The organism is Bacteroidia bacterium (genome assembly GCA_020852255.1).
Taxonomy (GTDB): Bacteria; Bacteroidota; Bacteroidia; order JADZBD01; family JADZBD01; genus JADZBD01.
Map to the genome: position 1 here is coordinate 32,669 of JADZBD010000008.1, position 19,260 is coordinate 51,928.

The window sequence follows — 19,260 nt, forward strand, 5'->3', positions numbered from 1 at the left end:
GCAGCCCCAGGTGGCGGGCGCCTTCTTTTTTAAGCAGGAGAATGTTACGGAAACAGCTCTTTCGTATCTTTTTAAAAGGAAGGGGCTCCGAGCGTTCATCCAGATCGAAATAAAGATAATCATAAGGCGCGAGCATGTGTTCCGGTTCCTTTCCTCTGGCTGCTTAACGATCCAGACTCGCTGAACCTATCCCAGCTTTCCCAAAAGAGCTGATTTTCCAGCACATAACCGAAATGCCGCATGCGGAAGGATATTTCTTCTCCCGGCATTTCCACCCAGAATACACCGTGAAAATGAAGATGACAGTACACCTTCTGATCCGGATAAAAGAGATCCCGGAGAAGGGTAAAAACAATCTTTTTCCCCGGAAGAATGGCATACGCTTTTCGGAGAAATGCCTTCATGAATTAAATCCTTTAAAATGATAGACTCCCAGAAGCAGATTTATCCCCCGGAAATACAAGGGATCGAGCAGGCGAAGGGGAGGTATAGCCCTCACCGCAAATAAAAGCAGGCGGGGAGAGAGTCCGAATACACGATATAGCAATTTCTTTCCCGCTCCGAATTCCGGAACGGCATCCGGGATGCCTTTGAGGACGGCAATTTTTCTTGTCACGGCCGACCTGCGTTTACGCTCCAGCCAGGGAAGGGGTTCAACCCGGTCTGCTTCATTATGGTAAATCATGTTCAGGGGATCAATGTAAAGTTCCAGTCCCGCCTTGCTCACGCGATTAGCGAAATCGCGGTCTTCAAAACCGGCAAATGGGAAATCGGTATCATACCCACCGGCTGCCATAAACAGATCTTTGGCCATAGGAAAATAACTGCTGGCGATGTGTTCACAGCGGAAGGGCGTGTGGTCATCCCAGTTCAGATCATGCCTCCACCCTTTGAGTGTAGTGAATCCGTTCCGGATCAGGAACCGGCCGAAGCGGGTTCGCACGAGGCGTTTACTCAATTCGGGAGGATAAATCCAGTTCGGGCCATAAACGCGACGCGGATAGAGTTGAAGTAGCTCCCAGGTGCGTTGGAGATTTTCCGCTTTTACCAGGTGGTCATCATCCATGAACAGCAAATGTGTGCCACTTGCAGCGTAAGCTCCGGTATTTCTGGCTCCGGCTACTCCCTTACCGCTGTGGTTCAGCAGTTTTATCCCGGACAAACTGCCGGCCTGCAGCGCAGGTTTTTGGTCAGGATCATCGTTGACTACGATCACCTCTGTGGGAAAGGAGAGTTTTTTCAATTCGGGTAAGAGCGCTTCCAGCGTTTGATGCAGGATCTGTTCTCTCTTATAGGTTGGAATAATGATGCTTAGCCCGTTCATCTCATCATTTTTTTAAGTTCCCGGAATAATTCCACGCCCGCCGGCTGATCAGAAATATTCAGAATGCCCGGCCGCAGAAGCGCTATTTCTTCACGGGATGGGAATGATCCTTTTTTCCAGGCTTCAAACATCTCGGCAGGATTGCGGAATGTACGTGAATAGCCTGCACGGTGCAGCAGACTGTATTGTGAAATACGGTCTTCAAACGGATTCAGGTAACAAAATGGCTTTTGCATATAGAGTGCTTCGAGCCCAATGCTGGAATTCTGACAGCATACCAGGTCCGAATCGCTGATAAGCTGCAATAAGCGGTCCTGCGACTCCTTCCCTACGATGATTGTATTTTTATAACCTCCGGAACGAATGGTATCCTCCGCGATGGTGTCGGTTTCCGAAGGATGTTTTTTAATCACCAGCTGAAAACCCTCCTTCTGGCAACAGTCTGCGAGCTCACGGATGAGAAGTTTTTTCTGGTCCTGATAGCCTGCGTGCGTTCCTGACCAGGTGCTGGCGAAAAGTAGTTGGCGTTTTTTTTCCTTGTTTTTAACTGGTGGATCCGCTGTATCAAAACCCGTGAAACCAAGCGGAACATGTTCGGGGGTAGGATCTTTTCTTCTTTTCCATAGCTGAACGCTTTCAGGACCTATGCAAAACCGTTTACTGAAGGCGATGCCCGGTTCCATCCAGAAAGCATCATCGGTGAAAAGGCTGTATTCTACATATGCTGCGGGAATTCCCCGGAAACGGGCAGTGTCGGCAAGCCAGCGTCCGGGTTCGCCCAGGGTGTATGTTAAAACAAGATCGGGCCGGATGGTATCAAGCACCACCGGCATCCAATGATAATTCAGCAGCGTGGCTTCTAAAAAAGAATCCATTGCTTCCGGCAGAGGAAGCGGGATTTGCCTGGATAATTCTTTGCGAAAAAATTCCGTTGACAGGGGATTGTGCGTCTTGAAATCCGAGTACTCATAAAAACGGATGCCATGTTTTCGGAAGAGCGCAATTTCTTTTTTTGCCGGCGATCCGATCAAACTGGCGTAATGGAGCACCACAAGTTCCGTTTCTTTGTCGGAGGAAGCGATTTCATAAAACCGTCGGAACAGCCGGTTGTTGAAAACAGGCGACTGGGTCAGAAAAAGAATCCTGCGCTTTCCTTTCTGTACTGCCGGCACGGCCGGATGAAGTGCCTTACCGGCAAGGCGGACAATATTTTTCTTTAACGGGCTTTTTTTAGCGCGGGTGCTCTTTAAACCCGGACTCAGCCTGCAATGAGGATCATAAAACCCGGCTGGAAAGAAATGAAAACGTTCTCCCATGCTTAACTCCGCTGTCAGGGAGGGCAGGCTCAATATTTTCCGGAATACCTGCAACTGCTCCCTGAGTATGAATGCGTCCAGAAAAGTTTCTTTCAGCGCGTAATGTAAAAGTGCTTTAGCAGTGTAAGTCGCCGGCTGTTTTGCAAGTACGGGCGGAATAAATTCCTTAGGCATACGCAGTTCCCGCAGGAAGGTATCCATCCATCGCAGCAAATGTTCGGCCGCCTTCAATTCCACACCGGCTTGTGCTGCGTTGAGAACGGAAACGTCGGCGCCAGCGCCCCGCGCCTTCAGCACCTGCTCTTTCCGCATCAGCAGGACGAGGAGCGCATCGGACCGCTTAAATTTTTCCGGATCGTCTGTGATCAGCCAGTGTTTCATTTGTTCTGATAGTGTTTCTGATGCCGAAGAAGGAGAGGAGGGCCGTTAAGAGCGGGAGCGAGAGCAGGATGTATGCGAGCAATGGAGCTGCCTGTGTGAAAGTAATAACCGTGCCGGCGATAAGCGATAGAATAAAGAATGCTGCACAAAAAGCATGAAAGGTGCCGAAATGAAATCTGAAATCGGAGACGCTCCGGTACAGGTTAATGGCGGGCAGCAACTGGGCCAATCGGGCGGCAAGAGAGGAAAATGCCGCTCCGGCAATTCCCAGCACAGGAATCAGTACCAGGTTGGCACTCACTGAAACCACCCCCATAATGAAATTCAGTGCGGGTAATCTTCTGGTCTGCCTGAAAAAGAAAACAGGTTCGGAATAGGCGATGTAGTAAAACCGTGGCACAAAACCGGCCATCAGAAGCGGTACAATACCGGTTGCAGGCAGGTATTCCTCTCTTATAAAGGCGTGAATGAGAGGGTAGGCCAGGAGGCCCAGCGCACCGGCTCCCAAAAGAATGAGTGATCCTTTGAAACGGTAAATGGTGTGTATGGCCCTGCTGTGTGCATGATAACCTTTTTTAAAGAGATCGTAAATCGCAGGATAGGTAGCGTTTTGTATGGCAGTGATAAACGTGTCGCAGATACCGCCAATAGCCGCCGCGAGATTGAATGCGGCAAGCAGCGTAAGATTGAGTTCGTTTTCTATTACAATGCGATCGAATGAAGTGAAAATGATCCCGAACAGCACATAGGGAATTACAGGCAGGGCATAGTTCATGGAAGAAGGCAGGAATCGCCGGTCGAAACGTATACCTGTTTGTACCAGAAGGTAGATGAGGAAGAGAACCGTAACGGCAATGGTGGACCAGGTTTTAAATTCTACGACGGTTAGCGCATTTCCGTGCAGAGATAGAATAGCATAGGCTTCCGCACCGGTGGTAAGCAGCAGCTGTCCGAGGGAGAAGAGGGCAAATGTTTTCATCCATTGAGCAGTGCGGAAATAGGCATTCATAACAGAAATTAAGGAACAGGCGAGCGATTGCAGGAGAACGAACATTCCGAAATCACTGAAGTTAAACCTTTCCGATTTGAAGAGTAAGCGGAAAGCCCAGTCGCCGAAGGGGAAAAAAACAGCGGCGATGATCAGAGAAACAATGATCACAAAGAGCAGGATGGTGGAGACATAGGTGTTGAGCAGGCGCCGGTTCTTCCGGTAGTCGAAATAGTGACGTATCAGTGAATGTTCGAGGCTGAGCGTCATGAAAACCGGAAAGATAGCCGTGAGCAGTGTATAGAGCGAAATCAGCGCGAACTCCTCCGGAGGCAGGTAAAGTAAAAACACCGGCAGGAGGATCACCCGTGAGAGAGCGGGCAAAAGTCCCAGCGCGGTATACACGGAAGTTCCGGTTATGATCTGCCTGATATTCATTTGATTTCCGGTTCAGCCAGGGCATACAGATAGAGTCTGTTTCCAATTCCGGCAGTTTCATAGCATTTTTCCTTCCTGAATTGATTCATCTGCTCCGGAAGCGGCACGTAGCTCAGCAGATGCGTGGCACCCAGTGCTTTCATCGCAGACACATTCAAATCCAACAGCGGCCAGATGTTCCTATCCGTCTCCCGTACATACATCGTACGCCGGGAAGCATGATTGAAGAGGTAACAACGACTGCCCCAGTGATCAAAATATTTTTTGATGGTGGCATCTTTCTCAAGCTCTGCGGCAATAATTTCCCGGAAACGGTGCTTATATTCCAGGGGATAATTGCTCACATAACCATCAATGGTATGCAGTCCGTTCATTTGAGCGATACCCGGATTTAACCCCAGGCATACAAAACGTTTTTTCCCCGAGCGAACCTCGGGATCGGCGGATATTTCAGAAAATAACGACGCGGAATAATACTGATCGTATCGCATATAGATTCCCTCTGCTCCTTCAGAACGGAAGGTTTGCAGGGGAACATCGTTCCATAACAGCCAGCTTATCTGGGCAGCCAAAAGAATTTGTGCCGCCAGCCGCATGAGTACGGAACGGCGGTAGAGTTCCAGTAAGAGACCAAAAAAGAGCAAATACCAGAGAAATGGCTGAAGAAAATACAGACGCGAAGGGTCGATTAGCCGGAATATTTTTATACGTTCCGCTGCAGCGGCCACAGGCGACCAAAGCAGCAATCCGTACACGAGTGCAATCAGGCCGATGAAAAGGAAAAGCAGAAGCCAATTTTTCCGGTATGACCAGTGTTGCCGGAAGGCTGCAAGCAACAGCAGGGGAACAGAGAGCAGCAGTACGGGAAACTGCAGGCTTTGGGTGTGTTCCTGCGAATAAATAAACAGATCCCATCCGAGGAGAACAGCCCAGGGCAGGGTTACAGGATACATGAAGGCATGCATAGAGAATTCTTCCCGGTGAGAAATGTACCTGGCATCCAGAAACGTATCACGTAAAAGTGAAAATTCAGAGAGAAAATAACCCGCCGTGAGAAGAAGGGGTGAAAGTAAAAGCAGCAGAGGTACAGGCCGGTGCCGGAGGCCCCGCCAGGCGATATACAGCAGCAGCAGGGGAACCGCCACAATCCCTATCCATACCATATTAGAACAAAGGGGAAATACAAGAAGATAAAGAATATTTCCCACCCCCCCGGTTTTCCTGGTAATGCGTGAAATAACGAACACCAGCAGCGGTAAGCCGGCCACACTGCAGCCCGCGAATGGAAAGAAGGGCAGGAGGGAGAAACACAGTGAAGACCAAACCGCGAAGCGGTTTTCTGCCTGCATGATCCGGGTAAATAAAAGATACATTCCTGCAAAGGCAACCATCCTTATTAGCAGAAGATGGATAAAATAGGAGGTGAACGGTTCAAAAAGAAAATAGATCAGACTGATGAGGGAATAACGTGAAGGCAGACCGCTCTCCGGCAAACCTCCCATAATGGAGGGATAAGTTCCGCCCTGCAGTTCAGCGCCGCTCACCTGTCCGCCGATAATGGAATACAGTACATGATTGGAATCCATCACATCATTCACTGTGAACAATGTTGCTTTTCCAAAAAAAAGTACAGGGAGCAATGGCAACAGGAAAATCAGTGCCGGGAAAATATACGGAACGATGCGGCGGCGTGTCAACGTTATTTCTTTTCCGTGATCTCCTCAATGATATAATTCGGACGCTGACGAGCGGCATCCAGCGCCCGCCAGACATATTCTCCCACAATCCCGATCGCAATCATCTGGAAAGAAGAAACGAAGAGGACTACAATCATGAGCGATGACCAACCTTCCACGGGTACCATCCCGCTGAATTTTGCGATAACGATAAATAGGGCATAGCAGAGTGCAAGGAAACCGAGAATAAGTCCCATCGCTGAAATGAGGCGTATCGGAAAGAAGGAGAACGAAACAAAGGAATCAATAAACAGTTTGAGTTTTTTACGAAAGGTCCAGCGCGAGGTGCCCTTTTCCCTTTTCCGGCGTGTATAAGGAATGCAAACATATTCATAGTTCATCCAGGCCAGCAGGTAAATCTGATTCGTATTCTTTTCGTTGATGCGTACAGCCTGTTCCCTCAGCTGACGGTCGAACAGCACCAGGTCAAAACCTCCCTCGGGTATATTCGGAAGCGCCAGCTTTTTCATGAGCGAATGATAAATCCCTGAAAATATTTTTGTGGTCACTCCTTCTTCCCGGTCTGTGCGGTTGGCGATCACGAGCTTCGTTCCCTTTTTCCAGTGTTCGTACATTTTCGGGATGAGTTCCGGCGGATCCTGGAGATCAGCCGTGAGAATGATCGTGCAGTCGCCCGTGGCGTGATTCATCCCGGCGAGAATGGCATTGTATGATCCGAAATTTCCGCTGAGCTTAATCACACGCACAAGCTCCGGATGGTCACGATGAAATTCCTTCAGCAACGGAAGGGTCCGGTCCTTGGAACCGTCATCCACCAGTATCACCTCCATTTCCACCTGGTCTTTCATGCATTCGCGCAGCGCAAGAATTTCCCGGCGGGTATCGGGAATATTTTCTTCATTGAAGTAACAGGGAATGATAACAGACAGTTTATCCATTGAAGAACGATTTAATAGCGGTAATGATGTATTCCTGTTCTGGTTCTGCAAGAGCTTCATGACAGGGAATGCTGAGGCATCGGGCAGGGATACGTTCAGCAACCGGAAAGGATCCCTCCGGATAATTCAGAAACTCCAGGGCTTGTTGCCGGTGAGGCGTTACCGGATAGTGTATCATTGTGCCAATTCCTTTTTTATTCAGGTGCTCTTGAAGTTCTTTTCGTTTGCCGGTCCGGACTACATAAAGATGATATGCGGATTCGCAGTGTTCAGCAAGAGCAGGAAGTTCCAGATCGCCGGTATCTTTTAGGGCGCGGTGGTAGGTGCCGGCAATTTTTTTTCTCCGCTGGTTGGCATCCTCAAGCCCACGGAGCCTGATCCGCAGAAAAGCGGCCTGCATTTCGTCCAGACGTGAATTAACTCCCGTAACCGTGTGTATGTATTTTTCTTTTGCCCCGTAATTTCTGAGCCGGCAGATACTGGAATATAATTCGGGATCGGAAGTGGTTACAGCACCCCCGTCACCCAAAGCACCCAGGTTTTTTCCGGGGTAAAAGCTGGTGGCACTGATTGCCCCGAAGGATCCTGTTCGTTTGTTTTTATACCGGGCTCCCTGCGCCTGCGCGTTATCTTCAATTACAAAAAGATTGTTTCTTTCTGCAAAAGCGAGAAGCGGTTCCATCTCGCAGGATTGTCCGTATAAATGCACGGGCAGGATCGCCTTTACATCGGGTCGCATGGCTTCGGATAGAAGCGATGGATCTAAATTCATGGTGTCGGAACGTACATCTACCGGCAGTGGCACAGCGCCGGCCTGAATCACCGCAAGATGGGTGGCAATAAATGTGTGTGCAGGCACTATCACACGGTCACCCTTGCCAATTCCCAGTGCCCGAAGTGCCAGCACCAGAGCGTCCAGCCCGTTCCCCGTTCCCGCGCAATAAGAACTTTCGCAAAAAGTTGCGAATTCCTTCTCAAAGGATTCAAGTTCTTCTCCGAGAATGTAATGCGAACGATCCAGTACCTTGAGAAAGGCTGTTTCCAGTTCCTTGCGCAGGGGCCGGTGAATGGCGGCAAGATCGAGAAAGGGGATGTTCTTCATTTTGGCCTGAGAACTCCGTCTGTTTCAATATAACTTTCCCCATTTTCCGAGGTCCATACCCTGTCTGATCCTGGAATCAGTTTCTTCCCGTCGCGTCCGACCCATGCGCGGAAAACAGCAGGATTTCCAAATACCATTGCGAAATCCGGCACATCGCGCGTTACCACGCTTCCCATACCTACCATGGCATACTTTCCCACGCGTACACCGGCGCGAATACTTGCGTTGGCGCCCAGGCTGGCTCCTTCCGCGATAAATGTTTCTTTCAGATCGAAATTCTTATTACCGCTGCGCGGAAGTAAGTCATTGGTGAATGCCACCCCGGGCCCTATGAATACATGGTCGGCAATGTTTACGCCGGACCAGATATGTACCCCGCTTTTAACAGTCACGTGATTCCCGATGCGTACATTTCCTTCAATAAAGCAATGATCGCAGATATTGCATTCATTTCCGATGGCTGCACCGGGTAATATGTGCACAAAGGCCCAAATCCGTGTGCCCTCACCGATATGATCGGTTTCAACAATGGCCGAGGGATGAATTTTTTTACCCATTCAGTTTCCGGAATACTTCGCGGTCGCGGATATAATCTTCCTGAACGAAAGGCTGGGAGGCCAGGCACAGCAGCACACTGTGATGTTCGAAAAAGAGTGTTCTCCAGTATCGTTTTGGAATAAAAAGCCCCTGGTCGGGTTTGGTCAGTTCAAAAACATTTCGCTCGCCGTTCACGGCCTCAAGTTCGATTTTCAGCTTTCCCGAAACGGCAACCACCACTTGTTCCAGCGTATAGTGGGCATGGTGACCCCTTGTGATCTCCTCCGGAGTGAAATAGGTCCAGTATACCCGTTCTACACGAAAGGGCACTTGTTTTCCGTATTCAGCCACGGAAATGTATCCTAGTTCAGTGGAACCGATTTTATCGAAACGGATCAGATAGGGTCGTTCGAAGTCAGCCATATAGGCCTAAAAATAATGTATTTTTCGATTGGAGCCGAAACAGGAAGACCGGATGATAAAAGCATGCTATCTTTAGATGAATTTCCAAACCCGGTTGATGGGATCTGTATCTTCAGGTATTCGGAATTACTTCTTCGGGATCACCATCCTCTTTTCGTTTGTTTCTTTTCTTCTCAATGGCTGGAACCGGCATGTTATTCGCACCGAAGGCAACACCACGGCTGCCAACGCTTCACTGCGCGGTGAGTGGATGATCCTGAATGCCGATGATGAATATTACCTCAGCCCGGCGCAAAATCTTCTTGCTTCCGGCGAGTTGCGCCGTTCTCCGGCTGCCGGAAACGGCAGTTACTTTCGCAGGGTTCCTGTTTACCCGCTCATGCTTTCGGCATTTCTCGCGGTTTTCGGGCAGCAGACGCCTTTGTTTCTTCATCTTTTTCAATGTCTTCTCTTCGGCATTTCTGTGGGCTTGCTGTTTCTGATTTTGTGCCGGTGGGATCTTCCGCTCCGGTGGTCATTCACTGCGGCTGCTCTTTATGGTCTGTGGCCTTATACTGCTTTCTGGAGCGCGTTTACACTTACGGAGGCGGTTACACCGGTTCTGACGATGGCTTACCTCTGGTTTTTACAAAGTATTTCGTCCCATCCTTCTCGAAGAGGAAACTGGACCTGGGCCGGAGCGATATTGTCACTTCTGGTTTATACCCGGCCTTATATGATACTGGCGGCCCTGCCTTTGTTGATTTTGCTTTTTACCTCGCGCGCTCAGTTCCTGCGTCTGCTGCCGGCCGCCCTGTTGTTTCCGGTGATCGTAAGTGGTTCATGGCTCTTCCGCAATAAAATCCAAACCGGAGAATGGGTCCTCTTCGAACAGGCTTTTCATCCGCAATCGCTGGACCGGATGAAACCGGAATTCCGTGGCATGTTCACCCTGGCCAAAGCCTGGGGTGTTACCGGACGGGAATTTAATGCGATGCATCAGCCCTTTTATATTGCTACCGTCGATGCGGATACTACATATGATTTTCCCGGAGAACTCATCCGGCATATTCCAAAGGATGTATTCACCGCCGACTCCGCCGGGTTGCTGAATGCCTTCCGTGCACACCGGAACGCGCTAAGGGAACAGGCGCCCTATTACCATGCGCTGCATGCAATGCCTGATGTGTACATGGCCTCTTCCATAGAGGCAGAAGCGGCCTACCGTAAAGCAGTGAGAACACTCCGCAACCGCAGTGCCTGGAAATACAGCATAAAACCCCGGTTGATGTATCTGCAGCGATTGATTTTTCATTCGGGGAGTGCGCATGTATTCGCCTTGCAGAAGGATGGTATTGTTTCGTCGGGATGGAAAGCGATCTTTTTCGCCGTGCATGCTTCCTGCTTCCTTCTCCTGATTCCTCTGTGCTTTTTGTTGCACCGGTATTCACGGATCCCCGGAATGATGCTTTCTGTACTGCTGGCGGCTGTTTTCTTCTCCTGCATTCATCTGGAAATCGAGCAACGCTACATGCTTCCTTTTATGCCGCTGCTCTATGCCGGTTGTGTGCTGGGAATGTATGTGGCTGGTAACAACTTTTTCAGTCGCCACAGGAAAGAATCAGATGCCCAGCTTTTTCCCTGAATATTTCTCGTAATACATACGAAGCACAAAAAGTGCGGAAAGATAGAATGGAATGCTCGGAATCCGGAGACGTACCAGTGAGCCGAAATTGGAAGTGGCCAATCCTACCGAGAAAGCAAAAAACAATGCAAACAATACGGAAAAGAGAAGAAGCGGATCCTGGAAAATATATTTGAAGAACCGCCCCACTCTCAGTTTGATCAGCAGCAGAATCGTGAGCAACAGCAAATAGGTGTTCTCCAGCGCAGCAAGGAGCATCACTACGTTTTTAACATCCAGCAGCGTAGGACGGAACATTCCGGCAAACACCGCTTTGTGGGAAACACCGAGTATACTGGGAATATTATCATCGAATTCACCGATGTTGAAGGAGTTTCCCTGGTAATGCTCCGACTGCTGGTCGCGCTGTGAAACCACCGCTTTTTTAAGAATATTATCAAAACGGTATTGCCCCAACTGTTCCTGCATGCTGTCAAGGATCAGGTAACCAAGTGCCAGACCGATTATTACCAGCATGGGTGTAACCATCATTCGCAGGGAACGGTTTTCAATGTAGGCTGATATATTTCCGACATACCAGATCGTGGAACCCGGCAACACGGCGAAGAAAATATACGGTTTAATGGCCAGCATCAGGTAGGAGCTGAACAGCAGCATGAACGTATTGAAGAACCGGATCCTGCGCCGTATAAATACCTCGTGAAAAGTGTAGGTATACCACCCGATGGCTCCGATCATCAGTGTGTCTTTCAGAATACCGGAACCCCAGAAAACAACCGATGGAATATAAAGAACAGCGATCGCCAGCTGATCGGAGATGGAAGGATAATAGGAATAAAAGAAGCGGAATAGTTTCCAGATCCCGGAAAAAGATGCAGCCGCCAGCAAAATGGCAGTGGTAATAAAACTGTGTCCGCCCAAAAATGCGAAGACCGTAACAATCTTAACTACAAAAAACGAATGGTGATCATGCCGGTAAGCGGGCCAGTCGGTTTCTGTGTTAAAGTAGGAGAATACTTCGGGTCCGGGTGATCTGAACATCACTTCAAGAAAAGCGGTGAAATTCTGATCGGCCAGTCTCCACATGGGTTTGGTGCTGTCGAAGTAGAGCGTGGAATCTCCTCCGTTATAGTAGAATGTGTAGATGAGACACACGGCGATGGCTCCCACCGTTTTTGCCAGCAGGCCTAATGTGAAGAAACGGTATTCGGGGTGCTTTTCAACCTTCGTGCTTTCATACCATTTGGCCCATACCAGCAGAAGAATCAGGTAAAGGGGAGGCAGTAACAGATCAATAAGCTGATAGTAATCCCGCATGCATGCTTTTCACAAAATTAAGCCAATTTACGGGTGAACAACTTGGGAAATATGTAATTTGCGCTTCGTGAAGGACAGAGAGAGCATTCTGGTCACCGGGGGTGCCGGTTATATCGGTTCACATACCATCCTCGAAATTCTGCGGGACGGATCCTATGATGTTGTTTCCGCTGATAATTTTTCCAATGGAGATGCGAATACGTTCCGCCGGATAGCAGAGATCAGCGGGAAAGAGGTAAAGAATTACAACGTAGACCTGACCCGGGCCGCCGACACCCGCCGTATTTTTTCGGAAAACCCCCAGATCACGGCCGTTATTCATTTCGCGGCACTGAAATCGGTTCCGGAATCAGTTGAAAAGCCGGAGCTGTATTTTTCAAATAATGTTGGCTCTCTTGAGGTCTTGCTCGGAGAAATGCGAACCGCCGGCGTGAACAAACTGATTTTTTCCTCCAGCTGCTCGGTGTACGGGAACAGTCCTGTGCAACCGGTTACGGAAGAAACACCTCTGCAAAAGGCGGAATCGCCCTATGGTGCTACCAAGCTGAAGTGTGAAGAAATCCTGCGGACTTATTCCGCCGCGCACCCGGAGATGAAAACCGCCGCTTTGCGTTATTTCAATCCGGCTGGTGCACACGCCAGCGGGAAAACAGGTGAGATTCAGAAGCGTAATGTTACCGGACTGGTTCCTATTCTGTGCGCGGTAGCGGCAGGAGAACGGAAAGAGATATACATTCATGGTACCGATTATCCCACCCGCGATGGAACCTGTATACGCGATTATGTTCACATCACAGATATTGCCAGGGCACATGTGCTGGCACATGCATGGCTCAACAGCAGTAAAAGTTCCGCAGGTATGCATGTGTTCAATCTGGGATCAGGCAATGGCACCACCGTGGAGGAAGCCGTTAATGCATTTCAAAAAGTCAACCATCTTACCTTGAATGTGGTAAGGGGGCCGCGCCGGCCCGGCGACGTGGCGGCAATCTACTCCAACGGCGAAAAGGCAAAACGCGAACTGGGCTGGCAGCCTGAATTATCACTGGGAGAAATGATGCGTTCGGCCTGGGAGTGGGAGAAGAAATACCGGAGCCTTCAGTCGTGATGATACTTCTCGTTACGTAAAATACTGAACGCCCGGTAAAGCTGTTCCGCAAGAAATACCCGTGCCAGCTGGTGAGGAAAGGTCATCTTCGAGAGGGCGATCATTCCTTCGGCGCGTTTTCTTACTTCCCCGCTGAAACCAAAGGCCCCACCCGTAACCAATGTGCATTTTCCGCTGCCTTCTGTGGTTTTACGTAACCATTCAGACCACTCGCGGGATGTGTACTCCCTGCCTTTCTCATCCAGCAGGATCAGCCGCTCTTTTTCTTCCAGCGCATCCAGTATCCACTTTCCTTCCCGGTTTCGCTGTTCTTCCGGATCACCTTTTCCTTCGGGCAGCTCTTCCCAGCTCACTGTATAATAACGCGCGATTCTTTTTTTGTATTCTTCCATCAAGTCGAGATGCGGACCCCGGTCCGTCCGGCCTATCGTCAATATCCTGAGTTTCACCATCTGTGTGAATAATCTTAACTTTGTGAACCGTTGCCTAAATGTACCGGTTTGGCGTGATTCTTGTATCTAAAATCCCATGTTCATGAAACTTCAGGCGGTGATTGCCTCTGTTGTTATGCTTCTCTGCTGGGCCAACCCGGGCGATATCAGCGATGATATTGCCGCCGCGTTCCGGAAGGGAGATGCCAAAGGGCTGGCAAAGTACATGGGTGAGCAGGTGGATCTTGTGATTCTGGAGAAGGAGGAGGTGTACAGCCGTTCCCAGGCTGAACTGATCCTGAAAGACTTCTTTACGAAAAATCTACCCAAATCGTTTAATGTGGTGCACAATGGCGTTTCCAAAAATGGATCAAAATTCGCCATTGGAAAGCTGGTGACGGGCAAAGGCTCCTTTAAGGTGACATGGTTCATCAAGAAGGAGAACAATGTCTTCTACATCCACCAGCTGCGTATTGAAAAAGAGGAAGAATAATCCCCCTTACATCACCGGCAAACGGATCCGGGATTTTGTGAAATCCGCCCTGCAGGAGGATCATGGCAGTGGCGATCATACTTCCCTTTCTACTATTCCCCCGGGTAAAAAAGCCCGTGCACGGCTGATTGTGAAGGAAAATGGGGTGCTGGCAGGAGTACAGCTTGCCACGGAAATATTTTTTCAGGTAGATCCCCGGCTCAAGGTGGTATTGATGGCAGCAGACGGCGCACCGGTCCGGCGGGGCGATATCGCTTTTGTGGTTATTGGACCCGCCCGGTCCATTTTGCTGGCCGAACGTCTTGTGCTGAATGTGATGCAGCGCATGAGCGGTATCGCTACGCAAACAGCTCATCTGATGCGTTTGTGTAAAGGAACCGGTGCTCAGGTGCTGGATACACGCAAAACCACTCCCAACTTCCGCTTCGCGGAAAAATGGGCAGTCCTGCTGGGAGGTGGTGCAAATCACCGTTTTGGTTTATACGACAGAATTCTTGTAAAAGACAATCATATTGATATCAGCGGAGGTATAGTGCCGGCCATACGCAAAGTGAAAAAATACCTGCGCACCAAAAAACTCCGCATTCCTGTTGAGGTGGAAGCCCGGTCGCTCCGCGAAGTAAAACAGATCGTAGGGGAGGGTGGGGTGCAACGCATTCTGCTGGATAATATGACCACAGGAGAAATGCGGAAAGCCGTAAAGTTTATTGGGCGCAAAGCGGAAACGGAAGCGTCCGGCGGTATTGATGAACACAGCATTCGAAAGGTAGCACTCACCGGAGTGAATTTTATTTCGGTGGGAGCGCTTACGCACCGTGTTCGTAGTCTGGACCTTTCACTGAAGGCTTTCTGAGATGGATAGGATAACCCGCTTTTTTATGAATCTGCCGCCGGTACGTGCGGTACTCCGCCTTTCTAAAAGAACAGTTCCGCCCGGCTTTGGCGGAATTTCCGTTTATGAGGCCGGTGTCTATTTCCGGCAGGGACTCACCAAGGGAGCTCTCCCAACCCGCGCCGCCGCACTGGCCTATAACTTTTTCCTGGCCTTGTTTCCTTCCGTCATCTTTCTTTTTACGCTTATTCCATATGTACCTATTGAAGACTTTCAGCCACGATTGATGGAGACCATCCGCATGGTGATGCCCGAAAATGCCTATGCAGCAACGGAAGAAACCATTCAGGAAATTCTTACAAGGCAGAATGGAGGACTCCTGTCGCTGGGATTTTTAATGGCGCTGTATTTTTCTACCAACGGTTTCAATTCCATGATCAACGCATTCAATAACACCTTTCATGAGCTCGAAAAACGCAATGTGTTCATGCAGCGGCTCGTGTCGCTGGCACTGGTGCTTATTTTTGTCCTGATCCTTGTTCTGGGTGTCGGAACGCTGGTAACCGGGGAGTGGATGCTTGCCCATGTAGTTTCAGAAGGCAGTACAGGAGGACGTTTCCTGGTCAATATTTCACGCTGGCTGGTGCTCTTTCTTTTATTCTGGGTGATGATCTCCTCCGCCTATTTTATGGCGCCCGCCCGCAGAAACAGAGGCTGGAAGTTCTTTAGTCCGGGTTCGCTTATCGCCACTCTTCTCAGCATTGTTACATCACTGGGTTTTGCTTATTTTGTGAATCATTTCGGGAGTTATAATAAAATATATGGCTCCCTTGGTACGTTGATCGTAGTGATGATGTGGATCTACCTGAATTCTCTGGTACTTCTCCTCGGATTTGAGATCAATGCAAGCATTCATTCCGCCCGGCGGAAAAAAATTCTGGCAGAAAAGTGAGTCATCAGTATAAAACCGTTATGAAACAGATGGGACTGGCGCTGAACAGCTACGGCAAGGCCTGGGATTTCATCATGAAAAACGGGTTGTGGAAGTTTTTCTTCGCAACGCTGACGGTTTCCGTCGGATTGTGGGTGGGAGGTTATTACGCCATTCACTGGGTGAGTAACGAGGTGGCAGATTGGATCGTAAACACCGTGTCCGGATGGTTTGGAATGAACGGCGACGGCTTTATCGGCGCGGTGGTGAAATGGAGCCTGGAACTCCTGGTGGCTATTGCCGTGTGGATTATGTATCTCTCCGTTTTTAAGAGCATCATGCTCATCATTATTTCACCGCTGCTGGCTTACATCTCAGAGCGGGTGGATGAGATTATTACCGGAAATCATTATCCCTTCGACGGCGATCAGATGATGAGGGATGTGGTACGGGGCGTCGCCATTTCACTGAGGAATCTATTCCTGGAACTGGGGTTTACTTTTGTTTTTTTTGTAATCTCTTTTATACCGGTGATCGGGTGGGCCATCAGCCTGGTAGGTATGTTTGCCGTTGCCAGCTATTTCTACGGATTCTCCATGATGGATTACACCAATGAGCGAAGGCGTATGACGATCCGCGACAGCATCCGGTTCATCCGCAACCACCGCGGCATCGCCATCGGGAACGGAATGATCTTTTCACTTTTTTTCATGATCCCCTTCTTCGGTAAATTTGTAGCTCCGGTGATCGCTCCGCTTTGGAGCGTGGTGGCCGCTACCCTGGCTATTCATGAAATGGTGAACCTCAAGTCGGGACAACAGAAGTATGGAACCTGAGTACCGCATTTCCTGTGTAACCTACCTGAACAGCCTTCCTTTTATCCATGGATTGAAGCATTCCGGGTTCCTGCGCAGTTCCCGTTCATCACTGTCCCTCGATATCCCATCCCAATGTGCTGAGAAAATGTTACAGGGTGCAGCAGACGTTGGTATTCTTCCGGTAGCCATGATTCCGGCGGTAAAGGACCTCCGGATCATTTCAGATCTCTGCATTGGAGCCGACGGACCGGTAGGAAGTGTGATGCTGTTTTCCCGGGTTCCGCTCGATCAGATCAAAACGGTTTACCTCGATTATCACTCCCGCACTTCTGCCGTGCTCGTTCGTATTCTGGCCCGGAATTGGTGGAAGATCAATCCGGAATGGAAGCAGGGAAGCCCCGGATTCGAAGATCGTGTTGAAGGCGAAACCGCAGCCCTGATTATTGGCGACAGGGCATTGGAACGGGAAGGAAAATACCCGTACATCTTCGATCTGGCCGAGCACTGGAAACTGTTCACGGGTTTGCCCTTTGTTTTTGCTGTTTGGATGGGAAAGCGTTCTCTGCCCGAATCCTATCTTACTCCCTTCAACCAGGCGCTCGAAGCAGGCGTGAGCGAGATCCCGGCCCTCGTTCAAACACTCCCCCCTTCCTTTATTGCGCCGGAACGGGTTAAGAAATACCTCGAAAATAATATCCATTACCGGTTGGATGATGCTGGAAAAGAGGCCATAAGGCAATTTCTTGAATTCAAGGCCGGACTTGGCCTGTAAGTTGTATAATACCTGAAAAACCTTTAGGTTTGTTTTATCTGATAACCACTGATTTATGAAAAAACTGTACATCGCGATGGCACTGATCCTGGGTGCCGGCTTAGTGAATGAAGGATGGTCCCAGAAAAAGGGAAATATCGTTGAGCAAAGTGAAGACCAGGTAAAGCTTTTTACCGCACGGCAGGATTTTTTACGGGGCGATTATGTTAAAGCCCTCAACCTCTACAAAGAGGTACTTAAAAACAAACCGGAGGACGCGGACGTTAATTTCCGGGTGGGAGAATGCCTTCTGGCCATGCAGTCTTATGAAGAATCATTAGAGTACCTCGAAAAGGCAAAATCCATTAACCCGGCAGCGAATTCTGAGCTGGACTATTGCCTCGGAAAGGCGTATCAGGGCGTGGATAAACTGGACAAGGCCATTGAAGCGTATACCTCCTTTAAAACAGGCAATGAGGGAAAAGCAAAGGAATATGAGGTAGATGCGCTTATCAACCAGTGCCGCACGGCCCAGGAGCTGATCTCTAAACCGGTGGACGTGGTTGTGAATAATGCCGGCGATCTCATCAACTCTTCTTACGACGATAAAGGCCCGTACATCACCGCCGACGGAAAAACACTCATCTTCACCTCCCGGCGACCCGTGGGAGGTAAAAAGAAGGATAAGATTGACAAGGATGGTGATTTCGGATATTTCGAAGATATTTATATGTCGAAGTGGGATGATGTGAAAGGCGGCTGGACGGAAGCGGAGCTGATCAAAGGTTCCCTCAACACGGATGGGTACGATGCCTGTACTTCCATTTCTCCGGATGGAAAGATTATCTATGTTTACCGTAATGTTGAGGGAGAAACCAAGTCGGGAGACATTTATTTTTCCAAAGTGATGACCTCCGGAAAGTGGGGAGCACCAAAGCCTTTAGGCAAACCGTTCAATTCTTCTTACTACGAAGACCAGGCCTGCATCTCGTCCGACGGGAAGAAAATGTTCTTTGTTTCTGAACGCCCGAAGGAAGGAGAACACAAAGGGTACGGACAGGGAGACATCTGGATGTCTACAAAAATTTCAAAAAGTGAATGGGGACCTCCCGTAAACCTCGGTCCGGATGTGAACACAGCGGACGATGAGAACGGATTATTCCTTCATCCTGACGGGAAAACACTTTTCTTTTGTTCGAACGGACATAACACCATGGGTTCGTATGATATTTTTATGACGGTGTTCGAGAATGGCAAATGGTCGAAACCCAAAAACCTCGGCTATCCTATCAATACTACACGAATGGAAGCTAAGTTTGTTCTGAGCACCGATGGCAACACGGCGTATATCGCCAGTAATCGCCCGGGCGGACAAGGTGAACGCGACATCTATATCGTAGACATGAGCAAATACGATATCATGGGCGTGAAAGCGGATGCCAACAAGGGCCCTATGTTATCCATCCTTAAGGGTACTGTATTTAATGATGCCGGCCAGGGTACGGAAAATGCAAAAGTAGTGATCACCGATAAGGCTACAGGCACCGTGGTGGGAGAAACAATGTCCGGTGATGATGGCTCTTATTTCTTCACCCTCACCGGAAACAAAACCTATATCATTGAAGTTTCCAAGGATGGGTTGGATACTAAAAAGGAGGAATTCCTGTTAAAAGAGGATAAAAAGCAGACCTACACCGAAGTGAAGCATATTATTCTGAGTAAGCCTAAAAAGAAGTAAGCGCTGCTCTTTAGTTAAAGTGAAGAGTCCGGTAGTCATCCGGACTCTTCTTTTTTTAAAATAGCCGGCAGCA

19 protein-coding genes are annotated in these 19,260 nt (G+C 49.2%); 8 read left to right on the forward strand and 11 right to left on the reverse strand.

Annotation, left to right across the window (positions count from 1 at the left end):
* Window positions 1-119: 119 nt before the first annotated feature.
* The 9 genes from IT233_05675 to IT233_05715 are packed head-to-tail and all read right to left on the reverse strand — an operon-like array spanning window position 120 to window position 9,144.
* Window positions 120-404, reverse strand: coding sequence for a hypothetical protein (locus IT233_05675; protein MCC7302112.1), 285 nt, complete (start codon window positions 402-404; stop codon window positions 120-122).
* Complete coding sequence (locus IT233_05680; GenBank protein MCC7302113.1) at window positions 401-1,324, reverse strand: glycosyltransferase family 2 protein; 924 nt, start codon at window positions 1,322-1,324, stop codon at window positions 401-403. The genes IT233_05675 and IT233_05680 overlap by 4 nt, the downstream gene beginning before the upstream one ends.
* Complete coding sequence (locus IT233_05685; GenBank protein ID MCC7302114.1) at window positions 1,321-3,021, reverse strand: hypothetical protein; 1,701 nt, start codon at window positions 3,019-3,021, stop codon at window positions 1,321-1,323. Before IT233_05685 ends, IT233_05680 begins: the two co-directional genes overlap by 4 nt.
* Window positions 2,981-4,447 (reverse strand): oligosaccharide flippase family protein, encoded by a 1,467-nt coding sequence (locus IT233_05690; protein MCC7302115.1) that lies wholly within the window; start codon window positions 4,445-4,447, stop codon window positions 2,981-2,983. Before IT233_05690 ends, IT233_05685 begins: the two co-directional genes overlap by 41 nt.
* Window positions 4,444-6,144, reverse strand: a complete 1,701-nt coding sequence (locus tag IT233_05695) for a hypothetical protein (GenBank protein ID MCC7302116.1) — start codon at window positions 6,142-6,144, stop codon at window positions 4,444-4,446. Before IT233_05695 ends, IT233_05690 begins: the two co-directional genes overlap by 4 nt.
* 2 nt (window positions 6,145-6,146) lie before the next feature.
* Window positions 6,147-7,082: a glycosyltransferase family 2 protein gene (locus tag IT233_05700; protein MCC7302117.1), complete on the reverse strand. Its 936-nt coding sequence runs from the start codon at window positions 7,080-7,082 to the stop codon at window positions 6,147-6,149.
* A complete protein-coding gene (locus IT233_05705) occupies window positions 7,075-8,184 on the reverse strand; it encodes a DegT/DnrJ/EryC1/StrS family aminotransferase (GenBank protein MCC7302118.1) in 1,110 nt (369 codons plus the stop codon). Before IT233_05705 ends, IT233_05700 begins: the two co-directional genes overlap by 8 nt.
* Window positions 8,181-8,741 (reverse strand): N-acetyltransferase, encoded by a 561-nt coding sequence (locus tag IT233_05710; protein MCC7302119.1) that lies wholly within the window; start codon window positions 8,739-8,741, stop codon window positions 8,181-8,183. Before IT233_05710 ends, IT233_05705 begins: the two co-directional genes overlap by 4 nt.
* On the reverse strand, window positions 8,734-9,144 hold the full coding sequence (locus tag IT233_05715; protein MCC7302120.1) for an FdtA/QdtA family cupin domain-containing protein: 411 nt from the start codon (window positions 9,142-9,144) through the stop codon (window positions 8,734-8,736). The genes IT233_05710 and IT233_05715 overlap by 8 nt, the downstream gene beginning before the upstream one ends.
* A 76-nt stretch (window positions 9,145-9,220) precedes the next feature.
* On the opposite strand from IT233_05715, the gene IT233_05720 reads away from it, so the two are divergent.
* The gene (locus IT233_05720; protein MCC7302121.1) at window positions 9,221-10,768 is read left to right on the forward strand and encodes a glycosyltransferase family 39 protein; all 1,548 of its coding nucleotides are present in this window, start codon (window positions 9,221-9,223) and stop codon (window positions 10,766-10,768) included.
* Here the strand turns inward: IT233_05720 and IT233_05725 are convergent.
* Window positions 10,745-12,085, reverse strand: a complete 1,341-nt coding sequence (locus tag IT233_05725) for a hypothetical protein (GenBank protein MCC7302122.1) — start codon at window positions 12,083-12,085, stop codon at window positions 10,745-10,747. The two genes, IT233_05720 and IT233_05725, sit on opposite strands and share 24 nt — an antisense overlap.
* 67 nt (window positions 12,086-12,152) lie before the next feature.
* Here IT233_05725 and galE point away from each other — a divergent pair, with 67 nt between their 5' ends.
* On the forward strand, window positions 12,153-13,193 hold the full coding sequence (gene galE / locus IT233_05730) for a UDP-glucose 4-epimerase GalE (GenBank protein MCC7302123.1): 1,041 nt from the start codon (window positions 12,153-12,155) through the stop codon (window positions 13,191-13,193).
* Here galE and IT233_05735 read toward each other — a convergent pair.
* Window positions 13,184-13,642, reverse strand: coding sequence for a 23S rRNA (pseudouridine(1915)-N(3))-methyltransferase RlmH (locus IT233_05735; GenBank protein ID MCC7302124.1), 459 nt, complete (start codon window positions 13,640-13,642; stop codon window positions 13,184-13,186). The genes galE and IT233_05735 overlap by 10 nt on opposite strands.
* An 85-nt stretch (window positions 13,643-13,727) precedes the next feature.
* Between IT233_05735 and IT233_05740 the strand changes: the two genes are divergently transcribed.
* The 6 genes from IT233_05740 to IT233_05765 are packed head-to-tail and all read left to right on the forward strand — an operon-like array spanning window position 13,728 to window position 19,187.
* On the forward strand, window positions 13,728-14,117 hold the full coding sequence (locus IT233_05740; protein MCC7302125.1) for a DUF4783 domain-containing protein: 390 nt from the start codon (window positions 13,728-13,730) through the stop codon (window positions 14,115-14,117).
* Window positions 14,071-14,970 (forward strand): carboxylating nicotinate-nucleotide diphosphorylase, encoded by a 900-nt coding sequence (gene nadC, locus IT233_05745; GenBank protein MCC7302126.1) that lies wholly within the window; start codon window positions 14,071-14,073, stop codon window positions 14,968-14,970. Before IT233_05740 ends, nadC begins: the two co-directional genes overlap by 47 nt.
* Window positions 14,971-14,995: 25 nt before the next feature.
* Complete coding sequence (locus IT233_05750) at window positions 14,996-15,901, forward strand: YihY/virulence factor BrkB family protein (GenBank protein ID MCC7302127.1); 906 nt, start codon at window positions 14,996-14,998, stop codon at window positions 15,899-15,901.
* 20 nt (window positions 15,902-15,921) lie between these two features.
* On the forward strand, window positions 15,922-16,716 hold the full coding sequence (locus IT233_05755; GenBank protein MCC7302128.1) for an EI24 domain-containing protein: 795 nt from the start codon (window positions 15,922-15,924) through the stop codon (window positions 16,714-16,716).
* Window positions 16,706-17,470: a menaquinone biosynthesis protein gene (locus tag IT233_05760; protein MCC7302129.1), complete on the forward strand. Its 765-nt coding sequence runs from the start codon at window positions 16,706-16,708 to the stop codon at window positions 17,468-17,470. The genes IT233_05755 and IT233_05760 overlap by 11 nt, the downstream gene beginning before the upstream one ends.
* Before the next feature lie 55 nt (window positions 17,471-17,525).
* A complete protein-coding gene (locus IT233_05765; GenBank protein MCC7302130.1) occupies window positions 17,526-19,187 on the forward strand; it encodes a PD40 domain-containing protein in 1,662 nt (553 codons plus the stop codon).
* Window positions 19,188-19,260: the final 73 nt, after the last annotated feature.

Coding starts and splice junctions, on each gene's coding strand:
- IT233_05675 (MCC7302112.1), bottom strand. CDS start 404: ATGAAGGCATTTCTCCGAAAAGCGTATGCCATTCTTCCGGGGAAAAAG.
- IT233_05680 (MCC7302113.1), bottom strand. CDS start 1,324: ATGAACGGGCTAAGCATCATTATTCCAACCTATAAGAGAGAACAGATC.
- IT233_05685 (MCC7302114.1), bottom strand. CDS start 3,021: ATGAAACACTGGCTGATCACAGACGATCCGGAAAAATTTAAGCGGTCC.
- IT233_05690 (MCC7302115.1), bottom strand. CDS start 4,447: ATGAATATCAGGCAGATCATAACCGGAACTTCCGTGTATACCGCGCTG.
- IT233_05700 (MCC7302117.1), bottom strand. CDS start 7,082: ATGGATAAACTGTCTGTTATCATTCCCTGTTACTTCAATGAAGAAAAT.
- IT233_05705 (MCC7302118.1), bottom strand. CDS start 8,184: ATGAAGAACATCCCCTTTCTCGATCTTGCCGCCATTCACCGGCCCCTG.
- IT233_05710 (MCC7302119.1), bottom strand. CDS start 8,741: ATGGGTAAAAAAATTCATCCCTCGGCCATTGTTGAAACCGATCATATC.
- IT233_05715 (MCC7302120.1), bottom strand. CDS start 9,144: ATGGCTGACTTCGAACGACCCTATCTGATCCGTTTCGATAAAATCGGT.
- IT233_05720 (MCC7302121.1), top strand. CDS start 9,221: ATGAATTTCCAAACCCGGTTGATGGGATCTGTATCTTCAGGTATTCGG.
- IT233_05725 (MCC7302122.1), bottom strand. CDS start 12,085: ATGCGGGATTACTATCAGCTTATTGATCTGTTACTGCCTCCCCTTTAC.
- IT233_05740 (MCC7302125.1), top strand. CDS start 13,728: ATGAAACTTCAGGCGGTGATTGCCTCTGTTGTTATGCTTCTCTGCTGG.
- nadC (MCC7302126.1), top strand. CDS start 14,071: ATGTCTTCTACATCCACCAGCTGCGTATTGAAAAAGAGGAAGAATAAT.
- IT233_05750 (MCC7302127.1), top strand. CDS start 14,996: ATGAATCTGCCGCCGGTACGTGCGGTACTCCGCCTTTCTAAAAGAACA.
- IT233_05755 (MCC7302128.1), top strand. CDS start 15,922: ATGAAACAGATGGGACTGGCGCTGAACAGCTACGGCAAGGCCTGGGAT.
- IT233_05760 (MCC7302129.1), top strand. CDS start 16,706: ATGGAACCTGAGTACCGCATTTCCTGTGTAACCTACCTGAACAGCCTT.
- IT233_05765 (MCC7302130.1), top strand. CDS start 17,526: ATGAAAAAACTGTACATCGCGATGGCACTGATCCTGGGTGCCGGCTTA.